Raw genomic sequence first — 14,206 nt, 5'->3', positions numbered from 1 at the left:
GACGTATCTTTCGAAAAACGAAAAATGCTCTTTAATTAGTGAACTACGGCTTCTATTGAAACACTCACTTTCGTTGTGACATTGAAAATGGAGGATTCAAGAAACACAGTTTCTATATAAGCATACTTATGCAAAAATAACCAGAAGTAGGGGGTAAAACTAATCAGTTTTGCCTTAAATAATTGCCATTTTCTTTTAATAGGATTCAAGGAATAAGGACAAACAGGTAAAATTCGCAAATTCACATCTTTTTAAACAAAAAATAGGTCTGTATAAATGAGAAATAACTTTGTATAAAAATGTACCAACGTGTTATTGATGCCATCATGATGTCATGTTTATGGAGGGTTCAAGTAAGCCCCGCCTTCGCAGATAAGTCCTTATTATTTTTAAAGTTTTGTCGTAATCCTTTTGGAACAGGGTGTTTTTTTATAGAGTGGAGTGTTAGAATTGGGACAGCGAGGAGGTCTATGATGAATATTAGAGCAGCAGTACCCGCGGACGCCGCGTCTTTGGCCGCGATTTATGCACCTTACGTTGAAGAAACGACAATTACTTTTGACTATAACGTACCGAATGCGAAGGATTTTGTTCAAAAAATCGCAGAAACTAGTGAAAAATACCCTTACTTAGTGGCAGAAGAAGAGGGACACATTTTAGGCTACGCGTATGCACATGCTTATAAAGAACGAGCAGCTTACGACTGGGCGGTGGAGGTCAGTGTTTATGTAGACCGTGACAAACGTGGCAATGGTGCAGGAAGACATTTATATCAAGCGTTAGAAGCAACGTTGAGAAAGCAGAACGTGGCGATTCTAACAGCATGTATCACAGGCGGAAATCAAGCCAGTATTCATTTTCATGAAAAATTAGGGTATCGCGAGGTCGCGAATTTCCCTAAAATCGGCTACAAATTTGAGCAATGGCTAGATGTCATTTGGCTGCAAAAGTTTTTAATGGAGGTAGAAGGGGAAATGCCGCCTTTTATCCCTTTCCCTGAACTATGAACCTTATAAAACGATGGCACCTGAATACGAAAAAAGGAAAAATACTTGTTGGTTTTGTTGTTTTAGCGATTCTTTTTCGGCTTCTGATTGCTGTGGAGATGCCTGTCAAAGTGTATATGCAGGCAGGGTATGATGACGCGCTATCCATCAATCAGGCGTTGAACATTTTAGCCGGTAAGTGGCTAGGACCCTACAATGCAGGGATATTGACTAAAGGATTGTCTTTTACCTTCTTTTTACTAGTGAATCATTTTTCAAGGCTGTCATATCCGCTCTTTTTATGTTTGATCGATATGCTCGCAGCAGTTGCGATGGTGAAGGCGTTAGCGCCGCTGATTAAGAATAAGTACCTAAGTGCTTTTGGCTTCTTATTTCTCATTTACTCACCAGCGACTTTAGCCTCCGATTTTTCTTTGCGAATTTACCGAAACAGCTTAGTGTTTGCGGCTGTCCTCTTTGTTTTGGCAGGGATCTTAGGGCTGTATTTACGAAGGAAAGACACGATCCATCAGCGCCTGCCGTGGTCGATCCTGCTAATGGCAGCTTTTCCTTTTTTCTGGTTTTTACGAGAAGATTCGATTTGGTTGGTTCCTTTCTATGCCGTCGCTACGGTTTTTACACTTTTGGGTATCCTAGCGGGAAAAGGACCGCTGGGTGGGTCACCGAAGGAAAAGATTCGTACCTTTTGGCAGTCTGTAAAAACGACGAAAAAAAGAAAAATACTTGGAAATTTTTTACTTTTAATCGCACCTGTTTTATTTACGGTCGGTGAGTCCTTATTGATCTCCAAGATGAATGAAGACCATTACGGTATTTTCACAACGAATGATCGAACAAAGACATCCTTTGCCAAGATGACGGAACATCTGATCCAAATTGATAATCGCGGGTATGATACACCAGAGATTGCTGAAGACAGCGGGATCTGGGTGTCGAAAAAAACATTCGCGAAGGCGGAGGAAGTCTCACCGACATTTGCGAAGTACCATCAAGGGATTCACTGGATGCTGAACGACTCAATCTGGCCTGATTCTTGGCCTGTCAAAAATGGCGAGCTGCCTGGAGATATGTTTGTCTGGGGCTTAAGGGAGATGTTCCAGCGAGAGGGTTTGTATAAAGATGGCCGTGAAAACGAAAAAGTCTTTAAAAAGATCAATCGTGAACTGGAGCAAGGATTCAAGTCTGGGCAGTTAACCAAGAAGAATATGCTTTTCGTCTCAAAACAAAGCAATGGGAAAAAACTGGAAGATCTGAGTAAAGTAGCAAATTATATGAAAGCTGGAATCATTGAGACCACCCTCTATAAAAGCTATCAAACAAGTTACGGGGGTTCGATCTTCGTTCCAGAGCAACCTGCGGAGAAAGTCCTGGACTTGGTAAATGTACGTTCTGTTTCTACTATTAAAAAGGGCATGGAGGCAGAAGCAAAACGAACACGGCCAATCGTACGAATCGTAAATGGCATGATCTGGATCTACCGTATTCTTTCTCCTCTATTAATGCTGATCAGCTTGGGGATGTTCGTCTTGTCGACGTTCACCTACGCTAAAAAGAAACAAACGCGGGCTGTTTTGTCAGAGTATTTGATCATAGTTCTTGGTCTGCTGCTGACGTATGTTGTCTATCTTTTTGGCGTGTCGTGGTTCGCTACTTGGGCACCGAAGGGAATGGGCTTGTTCATGTTCTTCTATACTGGAGCGGGGGTTCCTTTGATACAAGTCCTTCAGTTGTTGGGCCTTTCTCTAGTAATGAGAAAGGCAAAAGGCGACCTTTTTATAAAGAAATTGGATTGAATGAGGGTCGTCTCACAGTATTCTAATCAAATTCAATAAGAATTGTTACGAGCCTATACCAATGGTTTGCTATCCTTGCATTGTAAACGTAAGGAGGGCCCTAATAGAGCAATGAAACAAGAGAAGAACACTTCGAAAAACGGAGTAAAAACCACTGACTTTCTAGTAGAAATGTTGGCGTTGTTCATCCTGATTTCCTTAACTATTTATGCCATTAGAACTGGGAAACTTTTCTAAAAAAGATACGTTTCATTCGTATCTTTTTTTTTGCACTTTTTTTAAAGCTAGACCAAAAAAGCGGAACTTGTTTTGACAAGTTCCGCTTTCTTATTTTTCCATCAAAGATTCCAGAGCTTTCATTTTTTCAATGACGAGCGCTGGTGAGACCGTTTCCTTCATTAAATGGATCATCTCACCGGGGGCACAAGCACGTTCCCCTACGGCTTGATAGTCTGCCTCTGACAACTCCATGGACATATCAGCTAAACTCGTTGGCAAATTCAATTGGTGATAAAACGGGAGCAGGCGTTGGATCTCTGCTAGATTTTCCTCGATCATCAATTGCACTAAAATTCCGTAGGCGACTTTATTCCCGTGAAGCTGCTGATGGCTCTCAGGCAAAACGGTCAACGCATCGTGGATCGAGTGCGCGCCTGCTGTCCGCCCGTATTCATCGCCAAATCCGCCGACCATGCCCGCCAGTAGAATGTTTGCTTCAACGACATCGACAAAGGCTTGATTCAGTTCGTTCTTCGCCATTGCTGATAATGCGTCGGTACTCTTTTCTAAAAGAATCCCGCGGCACTTTTCAGCGGCAAAGGCTGCGACTTGAACCTCGACAGGAAGCACCTCCAATTGAGAAATGATGGCGTGAGATTCATACCATTTCGCGAGCGTGTCACCGATCCCGGCGATCATCAATTCACGAGGGGAGTGCAAAAGAATGGTGGGATCGATCAAAACCAGATCACTGGCCTTTGGAAAAATATCATACCGGAGCATAACGCCCGTCTCATCATAGACGACACTTAACGGGGTATAAGCGGCACAAGTTGCAGCCAACGTTGGCAAAATAAGGATCGGCAGCTGTGCTTTGAACGCGACAAACTTTCCTAAATCAGCCACTTTTCCGCCACCGACTGCCACGATACCGTCAAACTGTTCCTTCTTGCATAAAGACGCAAATTCTTCAGCGGCAGAATCCGTACATTGACCGCCATAATAATGAAACGTTTTTGTTATTGATAGCTCAGGGAAAAAGGGTTTTACGGCCTTCCAAGAGGTGTCGCCATGGAGGACGAGAATGTTTGTGATCTTTCTTCTATTTAGGTGGGATTCTAAGGAATTCCAGGCATTGATTTTTAGTTCATATTCCTGTGGTGCACCACGTACAATCAACTGTTTGGTCATCGGAAAACTTCTTTCATTATTTTTTTAGATAAATCTTTTTTTATTATAATAGTTGTGGTAGTATAAATGCAAGTTGATTTTGAATATTTATTCTATAAAAATCTGCATAGTTATATTATTATTCATAAAGTGTCGGCAGGAGGTCTTTCCACCTGCGACCTTGCTACAGCCTTAATCGCGCGGATCAAAGAATAAGGATCAAAATTGATGGTTGCATTGAAAAGAGTGAATCAGTAGATAGGAAGAAGGAGTGGGACGGATGAAGAAGAAAATTGGTGCGTTGATCACCGTGCTGTTCGTGTTGTTGAGCATTTTACCGGCAACCGCACAAGGAGCAGAAAAAGATGAAATTTACGAACGCATTCAACAAAGCGGGGAATTGGTCGTTGGTCTATCGGCAGACTATGCGCCTTATGAATTCCACGCAGAAGTGGATGGAAAAGATAAAATCGTTGGCTTTGACATATCGATTGCAGAGAAAATCGCAAAGGATATGGGGGTCAAACTAAAAATCGAAGAGCTCGGTTTTGATGCATTACTCGGTGCCTTGAAGACTGGAAAGATCGACCTAGTTATTTCAGGGATGTCTATTACTGAGGAACGGTTAAAAGAAGTAGACTTCTCTGATCCGTATTTTGTCGTTCAGCAAAAGGTACTGGTTCGTAAAGGAGATAAAAACAGATTCAAAACGACCGCTGATTTTGACGGATTAGCCGTCGGAGCTCAAAAACAAACGACACAAGAAGACCTTGTCAAAAATGAAATGACAGGGGCAGAACCAACCTCTCTGCAAAAAGTGCCCGACCTAGTCAATAATTTGCTGAATAAAAAAGTGGAAGCCGTTGTGCTGGAGCAGCCAGTAGCTGAAGCCTATGTACAGCAAAGCGACAATGTGGAGCTGGCACCAGTGAAATTTGAACAAGGTGAAAAAGTGACCGCGATCGCGATGTCAAAAAACACCCCAGAATTGAAGAAGCACGTCAATGCCTCGATCAAAACGATCAATGATGAAGACCTTCTGAAAGGTTATCAAAAAGATGCCAATGAATTAATGTTTCAAGGAGACCAATCATTCTTGCAAAAATACGGTCCATACTATTTGAATGGGGCGAAATATACCATCTTATTAGCATTTGTTGGTGTACTCTTCGGATTGATTTTTGGTAGCTTGCTGGCGTTGATGAAGTTAAGCAAAAGCAAGATCTTGAAGGCTCTTGCAGTAATTTATATTGAATATGTTCGGGGAACCCCGCTATTGGTTCAGATCTTTATCGTTTACTTTGGTACAGGCGTATTAGGCCTAGATTTATCCAAACTTCTAGCCGGCTGTATCGCCGTTTCATTAAACAGTGCGGCTTATGTGGCAGAAATCGTCCGTGCCGGGATCAACGCGGTGAACAAAGGTCAGATGGAAGCGGCGCGTTCCTTGGGGATGAATCAAAAAGAAGCGATGCGGTTTATCGTTTTCCCACAGGCCATCAAGAACATTCTCCCAGCATTAGGTAATGAATTCGTGACGATCATCAAAGAATCCTCAGTCGTTTCAGTCATCGGGGTGTCCGAGCTGATCTTCCAAACAGGAGTCGTACAAGGAGCCAGCTTCAAGCCGTTCTTACCCTACGTGCTCGTTTCGCTGATTTACTTCGTAATGACCTTCTGTATTTCCCGTCTATTGGGATTAGTTGAAAGGAGAATGGGCTTAAATGATTAATGTAAAACAACTATCGAAAAGTTTTGGCGACAATGAAGTTTTAAAAGCCATTGATTTAACGGTCAAAGAAGGCGAAGTGGTAGTCATCATCGGTCCTTCAGGAAGCGGGAAAAGTACCATTCTGCGTTGCTTGAATCTTTTAGAAGAGCCGACTTCTGGCGAGATCTTTTTCGAGGGGCAAAATATCACAGCACCCGACAGCAACATCGATCAAATTCGCCAAAAAATGGGCATGGTTTTTCAAAGCTTCAATCTGTTCCCGCATATGAGTGTAGTAGAGAATTTAACGATTACGCCAGTAAAAATCAAAAAAGAAGATCCGACAAAGGCCAAAGAACAGGCATTAGCCCTGTTGGATCAAGTAGGCTTAAAGGAAAAAGCAGACAGCTACCCTGCGAGTTTGTCTGGCGGGCAGCAGCAGCGGGTGGCGATCGCCCGAGCTTTAGCAATGAATCCAGATGTGATGCTATTCGATGAACCAACCTCCGCCCTTGACCCGGAAATGGTCGGCGAAGTGTTGGCGGTTATGCAGGATTTAGCCAAAAAAGGCATGACGATGGTCGTCGTGACCCACGAGATGGGCTTTGCGAAAGAGGTAGCGGACCGTGTGATCTTCATGGCGGACGGCATCATTCAAGAAGAGGGGACACCAGAAGAAATCTTCGAGCATCCGCAAAACAGCCGGACACAGGATTTCTTAAATAAAGTATTGTAAACAGAGGCGGAGGAACCAGGATGAACAAAGATAAAATTGCACAGCGCTTCCAGCAGCCGGCAGAAAATTTGCTGATGAAGATCGCTGTTCTAGCAAAGGAAAAAGAAGATATTATTGATCTGTCGATCGGTGACCCAGATTTGATCACCAATCCAAAAATCATTGAAGCGGCCTATACAGATGTAAAAAAGGGTGCCACAAATTATACGGCACCCGATGGCAGTAAAGAATTTTTAACGACAGTCGTTGACTTTTATCAAAAAAAATACGATTTGAGTTTTCAGATCAATCAGGTTCGAGCAACCGTGGGGGCTCTTCATGGAATGTACCTCGTTATGCAAGTCTTGCTTGATCCAGGCGATGAAGTGATCATCCATGAGCCTTATTTTTCACCCTATCGCGAACAAGTTGTTTTATCTGGCGGAACGCCCGTTTTTGTCCCGACCTATGAGAAAAATGACTTTCAATTAGACGTGACAGATTTAAAAGCAGCGATTACAGATAAGACGAAAGCAATCATCATCAATTCGCCAAACAATCCTACAGGCGCGGTTTTCTCTGAAGAAACGTTGAAAAAAATCGCGGAGGTTGCTATTGAAAATGATTTATTCATTATTTCTGATGAAATCTACGAGGATTTTGCTTTTAAAGAAACATTTGTCCCGATGGCGCGTCTTGCTCCTGAACACACCATCACCATCAGTGGGGTGTCGAAGGGCTTTGCGATGACTGGCTGGCGACTAGGCTACATGATCGCACCCGCCTATATTAATCAAGTCGCCGGCATGATCAATGAGAGCATCACGTATTCGGCACCGACAGCCTCTCAGCGCGGCGGGATCTATGCGTTGAACCATTATGAAGAACTCGTGCCGCCGACAGTCGAGATTTTTAAGGAACGATTGACGTATATTGAAAAAAGAGTGGCAGAGATTCCTTATTTATCCTTGCGTTCCGTGACGGGCAGCATGTATGCGTTTATCAATATCCGTAAAAGCGGGCTAGATTCAGTGACGTTTGTTGAAACGGTCTTGGAACAAAGCGGCGTGTTGTTTGTTCCCGGAAAAGCCTTTGGTGAAACGGTGGGGGACGACTATATTCGCTTGGCAGCGACACAACCATTAGAGGTATTGGCGGAAGCTTTTGATCGTTTGGCGAAGCTGCATTTTTAAGCTCTTCAAACTCGGCACGTTTTAAGAGGTATACGGCTCCATTTCCCAGTATAGTAAGTGTAGGAGGAAGATGAATGGAATGGTTGGATCATTTTAACGACAGTATTGAATATGTGGAGGCGCACTTGACGGGAACGATTGATCTTGATCGAACCGCGCAATTGGCGCAGTGCTCGACCTATCATTATCAGCGAATGTTTTCGTATATCGCCGGCGTAACTTTGGGTGAATACATTCGACGCCGTAAGATGAGTTTGGCAGGTGTGGCACTGCAACGAGGTGAAAAGGTGATCGATGTCGCGGCGGCATTCGGTTATGATTCACCGACGTCGTTTAATCGGGTGTTCAAGAGTGTCCACGGAATCACCCCGAAAGAAGCAAAGCAATCTGGCACTAAATTAACCAGCTATCCCATGTTGACCTTCAAAATTACAGTAAAGGGAGTTTATGCGATGGAATATCAATTAATCGACAAGTCCGTTTTCAATGTAACAGGAGTAGGGATCACGTTAGGCAAAGACATGGAGAAGTTTAAAAAACAGATTCCAGAATTTTGGGCGGAAACAAGTAAGGACGGCTGTTTGGAGCAGCTCATTCCCATCATGGATCAGCAGAATCCAGGGGTCATGGGCATTAGTTTAATGACAGCAGAAAGTCAAGAAGAGTGGGAATATGTTATCGGTGTTGCCAGTGATGACGTGCCTGAAAACTTCAAGCAATACGAAATTCCCGCAGCTAAATGGGCGATCTTTTCTGGAACGGGACCTATGCCCGGTGCGATCCAAGAGCTTCAAACACAAATCTTTACCGAATGGCTTCCGACATCTGGTTTTGAGTATGCAGAACTGCCGGATATTGAACTGTATCTGGACGCCAATCCAGAAAATGCAACATTCCAAGTCTGGTTGCCAGTAAGAGCGAAATAACAAATAAACCTGTCCAATCGGACAGGTTTTTTGTTATTTATAAATTAGATAAACGCCAACTTCATTTTGTTGATTCTGCTGGCAAGCGGTTGCCAAAGAAGGACATTGCCGATCATCATTATTGAAAAGAAGAGGAAGATCGGAAATGTGACCAAGCCGATAGATAACAGGTTGTGGAACAGTAAAGCTGCTACAAAACTGCCGATCGTCGTCGTAACAACTAAAAATAGTCGCAGACGATTGAAGGGCTGGCACGACTTCATCACCGCAAAGCAGCTGATTCCGATTAGTAAGTAGTACATCAAGGTACGTGTATCTAATGCTGACAAGAAAAACTGTCCAAATAGCCAAACGAGAACTACATTGACCAAGACCAATAGTCCACTCGGCAGCGCGCGTTTGATCGCGGTTGGTAAAAACCGTCCCTTGATTTTTCTGTTATCCTCCTCGAAGGATAGGAAGAAAGAAGGGTAGCCTTCAATCGCTAAATCAATCAAGGTGATTTGAAGCGGAATAAAAGGGAACGTCGAGACAGTCAAAATGCAGAACAAAGAAACTAGCAAGGAATAAATCGTCTTAATGAAGAACACGCCAGAGGAACGCGTAATTGTATTGATAACACGGCGGCCTTCAAAAATGATGTTCGGCAGACTGCCAAAGTTGGAATCTAAAAGCACCACGTCAGCGATTTGACGAGTCGCGTCATCGCCTTCAGCCATGGCGATGGAGATATCCGCCTCGCGAAGGGCAAGGATGTCGTTGACGCCATCCCCCGTCATACCAACTGTTTTCTCTTGAGATTTCAATTCGTGGATCAAAAGCTTTTTCTGTTGTGGCGTTACACGTCCAAAAATCGAATGGGTGTGGGCGAGTGCACGAACGTCTTCTTCTTTTGTGTATGCCGAAAGATCGACGGCTTGCTGGTAGTCTTTAAAGCCTGCTTTTTCAGCAATCGCAGCAACGGTTTTCGGATTGTCGCCGGAAATAATTTTTAGTGTCACACCTTGTTCAGTTAGAAAGTCCAAGGTTTCTTTTGCATTTTCGCGAATGGGATCACTCAAGGTCAAGAAGGCGATAGGTGCTAAGCCGCTGGGCTGCTCTGAAAGCACTGTTGGCGATAAGGCAATCACTAAGATACGCAGTCCGAATTCTTGATAGTGTTGAATGATCTTGGGGATCTCTTCCGCAGGCAACAGGTTTTCTGGCGATCCTAAATAGAGCGTTGTATTGTTTTCAAAGGTGACCGCGCCGTATTTTCTCTCGGACGAGAAGGGCAAGACTTGCTTAGCCGGGTCGTGCGCCCCTGAGCCAAAATACCGATTCAAGGCTTGAGCTGTTGGGTTGCTATCCTCGGTGGCAGCTAAATAGCTGGTCATTAAATTAGGCAGTGCCTCGCGATAGTCCTCATCCAGCAAATAGAGATTCTCCACTTGCATGTTTCCTTCAGTCAAGGTTCCCGTTTTATCCAAACAAAGAATGTCCATATGCGCAAAATTTTCAATGGCGTACATATTCTGAACAAGAACCTGTTTCTTTGCCAATTTGATGACGCCTGTGGTCAATGCAATGCTGATCAGCAAGACCAACCCTTTCGGCAGCATCCCTAAAAGCGCCGCAACAGAAGTGACCACTGCGGTATGGGTAGAGCTGTCGCGTAAGAAAAAGGCTTCAATAAATAGTAATATTCCAATGGGTAGAATGATAACACTTGTAAATTTTGAGATTTTTCGAATGGACTGAATCAGCTCCGATTTGATCGGTTTTGCCGTTTTTGTCTCATTGATGATTTTTGCGGCATAGTTTTCAGCTCCCACATGTTGAACTTCTGCGAGTAGCTGCCCGCTGGTTAAGTAGCTTCCTGATAAAATTTCTGATCCTTTTCTTTTAGGAATCGTATCCGATTCGCCGGTGAGCAGAGATTCATTTGCCTCTGCCAATCCATCCAAGACCAGCATATCACTAGGAATTTGTTCCCCTGCCTTCAGCAAGACATGGTCTCCAAGTACCAATGATTCTGGTGAGATGGATTGTTTCTTTCCGTCTCTGATCACAGTGATATCGTGTTGAGCCAATAAAGTCAGGCGCTCGACCATATTTCTTGCACGAATCTCTTGTACGATCCCAATGATCATGTTGAGAATAATGATCGAGATAAAGAACATATTGCTGTAGGCGCCGACAGCGAAAAGACACAAGGCCAAAAGAAAATTCAGCAAATTAAAGAGTGTCAGCGTATTTTCCCGGATAATCGTCGTTGTCGACTTCGCGGGATTCATCCGATGCTCATTGGTCTGCCCAGCAGCAATTTTTTCCTTTACTTGTTTTTCTGTTAATCCTGTAAATTCATCCATAAATAAGTTCCTCCGAAGCAGTTCAGTCAATATCTTATCGATAAAGCACCTTCTATGATAAGAAACAAAAGCAAATAAATAGGGTGGAAAGAATAAACAATTTATAAACTATTTATTAATACTTGCTTTATTTCGTGAAAACACAAAACATTCGTGTTAAATAAGAAGAGAGAGAAACGAACAGTGAGGAGTGCAAGAATGACGATTCGACAACGATTATATTTTTCCAATGTCTTAATGATCGTCATGCCGATCGTTTTGACGACGATTGTTTTAGGAGGCGTTTTTTTTATTTTCTCTGAAACGCTGGGCAGTGATTTCATAACTCAGTGGCAGGAAAATAAGGGGTATGCGCAAGAATACGAACGTCTCGAAGACCTGCAGGAATCCTTTGATTCGAAGCCGCCGACAGAAGCGGAGTTAACGACCGCCCTCGATCGTTTAGCCGCAGAGCATCCTCGTCATGCCTATAGTTTGTTTCTTTATGATAAGGAACACACATTGGTAACGCATGAAGGAACGTACAAAGAAAATAACATTGTCACTGGTATGGTGGGGAATCCTGAACAAGAAACTCTTGTAGTCAATAACGTTTTGCTTAATCGACTTCCCATCGGAGATTTCACCCTTTTGCTGGTCAATCCGAATTACCATATGAATTTGGAAGAAAAAATTATTGATAACAAGGAAATGATTCTTTTGATCGCTTTTTTGACTGTACTTTGTGTGGTTCTTTTTGTTATTTTAACCAATTATGTGCTCGCGCGTTTCATTTTTCGACCAATCAATGAAGGACTGAACACGTTACTCTATGGCGTAGAACAAATTCGTGATGGCCATTTGAGTTGGCGGACAACGTATCAGGCGAATGATGAATTTCGTCCAGTCGTGACGAGTCTCAATGAAATGGCTGAGCGCTTAGAAATGATGGTGACGGAACAAGAAAAAACGAGTGAGAACCGCAAAGAATTGATCGCCGGGATCTCCCACGACCTTCGTACGCCGCTGACAGCGATCAAAGCTTATGTAGAAGGTTTAGACAAAGGGATTGCCACAACGCCTGCGATGAAGAACAAGTATTTGCAGATTATTACTCAAAAAACGGATGACCTCACACGATTGGTGGACCAGCTTTTCCTATTTTCAAAGATCGATCTAGGGGAATACGCCTTGAGGATACAGCCTGTCGATATTGGAAAATATCTAGCTGAGCTGATTCAGGGGATTTCAGAGGAGTACAGGCAGCGTGGCTTGACGCTCACACTTGGCGTGCATTCGTATCAAACGATGGCAGCGATCGACTCGGAACAGTTGCGAAATGTGATCCTCAATATTATTGAAAACACAGTAAAGTATGGCGCCGAAAAGGACAATCAATTGTTCATCGAACAGTACGAGCAGTCAGGACAAGTAATCCTTACCTTCAGTGACAATGGTCCAGGGGTTCCGCCTCAACAACGAGAAAAGCTTTTTGATGTTTTTTATCGCGGGGACGAATCACGAACCCAATCAGGAAAAGGCAGCGGACTGGGGCTGGCAATTGCTCGTCGAGTGGTTGAAAGTCAGGCGGGGACCATCGAAGCACGAGCTTCTGATAGCGGCGGGCTGCAAATTCGAATCCAATTGCCCATCAGCGAAGCAACATGAGGGATTAACTAGAGAAAAACAACCTGCAGCAGGTAAAGGGGAAAACGATGAAGAAGATTTTGATCATAGAAGACGATGCGGCGATCGCAGATATTGTACAAGATTTTTTGACGATCAATCATTTTGAGAGTACGGTGATCCATGATGGCGGGGAAGGCTTGACCGAAGCCCTAAAAAACATCTATGATTTGATTTTATTGGATGTGATGCTGCCGACTATGGATGGCATCGAGGTCCTACGCCAGCTTAGAAATGAGGTGCGGGTGCCGATTCTTCTAGTCACTGCAAAAAGCGAGGAGCTAGACAAACTACGCGGACTGGGCTTAGGGGCAGACGATTACATCAGTAAACCTTTTTCGCCAACAGAATTGGTCGCACGTGTTCGTGCCAACCTCGCACAAGTTGAACGCCTGAATACGCAGCAGTCGCTACCTGAAAAGCAACACATGATAGGCACGGGAGATATCGTGATCCAGCCGGAAGCAATGAAGGTGTTTGTCAGAGAAAAAGAAGTGGTGATGAAGCACAAGGAATTTGAGCTGTTGCTGTTTTTAATGGAAAACATCCAACGGGTATTCAGCAAGGAAGAATTGTACGAAAAAATTTGGGGAATGGAATCGATTGGAGAGATCCGCACCGTAGCAGTCCACATCAACCGCCTTCGAGAAAAAATCGAAGAAAATCCTTCAGAGCCTGTACATATCCAGACGGTTTGGGGTGCAGGCTACCGATTCATCCCATAGACAAGAAGACTCGATCACGTTGATCGAGTCTTCTTGTCTATCCTGATGCCGGAGGTCTTTTGTTATAATCGGTAGATACAGGAGTCAAAATCAATGGTATGAGGTGAAAAGAATGCAAGAAATAATAAAACAAATCAGCGAATACGTCCCCTTCACGAAACAGGAAGCTGCGGATCAGACGTTGTTTTTGACGAAGCTGCAATTTCAAAAGGACCTTTTGACCCGTGACAATCCAGAGGTTCATTTTTCTTCCTCTGCGTGGGTCGTCAATCCAACGTATGACAAGGTGTTGATGGTTTTCCATCATATTTATCAGTCCTACGCCTGGACCGGCGGACACGCTGACGGTGACGCAGACCTTCTGGGCGTTGCTAAAAGGGAATTGGAAGAAGAGACCGGGATAACAGATTATCACTTAATGTATGACGGGCTGTTTGCCTTCGATATTTTACCTGTGGAGGAACACTGTAAAAATGGAAAGCGTATAAAAAAACACGTGCACGTCAATACGACCTTTCTATTTATGGCGGAGGAAGATCAGCAATTAACAATCAAGGAGGACGAAAATAGCGATGTCAAATGGATCGCTGTGGCAGAGCTGGACGAGGCGGTAGCCGAAGAGGAGATGCGGCCTTATTATCATAAAATGATGCAAAAGGCGTTGTTACTGAAACAAGAGTCCTCTGTTTAATAAGGCCCATTCTATTGTAAGTCGCTGCTTTTTCTCGTAT

General features: G+C 43.7%; 11 protein-coding genes. 9 read left to right on the top strand and 2 right to left on the bottom strand.

Annotated elements, in window-relative coordinates; all coding sequences use genetic code 11:
- Positions 1-473: 473 nt before the first annotated feature.
- Both IGI66_RS16230 and IGI66_RS16225 read left to right on the top strand, forming a co-directional pair.
- Positions 474-1,007: a GNAT family N-acetyltransferase gene (locus IGI66_RS16230; RefSeq protein ID WP_438849891.1), complete on the top strand. Its 534-nt coding sequence runs from the start codon at positions 474-476 to the stop codon at positions 1,005-1,007.
- Positions 1,008-1,123: 116 nt separating this feature from the next.
- Positions 1,124-2,800, top strand: a complete 1,677-nt coding sequence (locus tag IGI66_RS16225) for a hypothetical protein (protein WP_438849890.1) — start codon at positions 1,124-1,126, stop codon at positions 2,798-2,800.
- A 327-nt stretch (positions 2,801-3,127) separates the two neighbouring features.
- On the opposite strand, the gene IGI66_RS16220 is transcribed toward IGI66_RS16225, so the two are convergent.
- Positions 3,128-4,210, bottom strand: coding sequence for an iron-containing alcohol dehydrogenase family protein (locus tag IGI66_RS16220; protein WP_438849596.1), 1,083 nt, complete (start codon positions 4,208-4,210; stop codon positions 3,128-3,130).
- Positions 4,211-4,469: 259 nt separating this feature from the next.
- Here IGI66_RS16220 and IGI66_RS16215 point away from each other — a divergent pair, with 259 nt between their 5' ends.
- From IGI66_RS16215 to IGI66_RS16200, 4 genes are all read left to right on the top strand, one after another.
- On the top strand, positions 4,470-5,921 hold the full coding sequence (locus tag IGI66_RS16215; protein ID WP_114525430.1) for an ABC transporter substrate-binding protein/permease: 1,452 nt from the start codon (positions 4,470-4,472) through the stop codon (positions 5,919-5,921).
- Positions 5,914-6,636, top strand: a complete 723-nt coding sequence (locus IGI66_RS16210) for an amino acid ABC transporter ATP-binding protein (protein WP_086304676.1) — start codon at positions 5,914-5,916, stop codon at positions 6,634-6,636. Before IGI66_RS16215 ends, IGI66_RS16210 begins: the two co-directional genes overlap by 8 nt.
- Before the next feature lie 20 nt (positions 6,637-6,656).
- The gene (locus IGI66_RS16205; protein WP_438849594.1) at positions 6,657-7,808 is read left to right on the top strand and encodes a pyridoxal phosphate-dependent aminotransferase; all 1,152 of its coding nucleotides are present in this window, start codon (positions 6,657-6,659) and stop codon (positions 7,806-7,808) included.
- A 74-nt stretch (positions 7,809-7,882) separates the two neighbouring features.
- On the top strand, positions 7,883-8,734 hold the full coding sequence (locus IGI66_RS16200) for an AraC family transcriptional regulator (protein ID WP_438849593.1): 852 nt from the start codon (positions 7,883-7,885) through the stop codon (positions 8,732-8,734).
- Positions 8,735-8,778: 44 nt separating this feature from the next.
- On the opposite strand, the gene IGI66_RS16195 is transcribed toward IGI66_RS16200, so the two are convergent.
- Positions 8,779-11,085: an HAD-IC family P-type ATPase gene (locus IGI66_RS16195; RefSeq protein WP_438849592.1), complete on the bottom strand. Its 2,307-nt coding sequence runs from the start codon at positions 11,083-11,085 to the stop codon at positions 8,779-8,781.
- Positions 11,086-11,283: 198 nt separating this feature from the next.
- On the opposite strand from IGI66_RS16195, the gene IGI66_RS16190 reads away from it, so the two are divergent.
- The 3 genes from IGI66_RS16190 (at position 11,284) to IGI66_RS16180 (ending at position 14,166) form a co-directional block, all read left to right on the top strand.
- Entirely contained in the window at positions 11,284-12,732 is a 1,449-nt protein-coding gene (locus IGI66_RS16190) for a sensor histidine kinase (RefSeq protein ID WP_438849591.1), read from the top strand.
- Positions 12,733-12,779: 47 nt separating this feature from the next.
- Positions 12,780-13,475: a response regulator transcription factor gene (locus IGI66_RS16185; protein WP_010779357.1), complete on the top strand. Its 696-nt coding sequence runs from the start codon at positions 12,780-12,782 to the stop codon at positions 13,473-13,475.
- Between the two features lie 112 nt (positions 13,476-13,587).
- Positions 13,588-14,166 carry an NUDIX hydrolase gene (locus IGI66_RS16180; RefSeq protein WP_438849589.1) on the top strand — a complete coding sequence of 193 codons (579 nt, stop codon included), beginning with the start codon at positions 13,588-13,590 and terminating at the stop codon, positions 14,164-14,166.
- Positions 14,167-14,206 lie beyond the last annotated feature (40 nt).

Origin of the sequence: Enterococcus sp. AZ048, assembly GCF_051715125.1 — a bacterium.
GTDB classification, from domain to species: Bacteria; Bacillota; Bacilli; order Lactobacillales; family Enterococcaceae; genus Enterococcus_A; species Enterococcus_A gilvus.
Note: the sequence above shows the minus strand (reverse complement) of the source record. Positions and strands in the feature narration are given on the sequence as shown.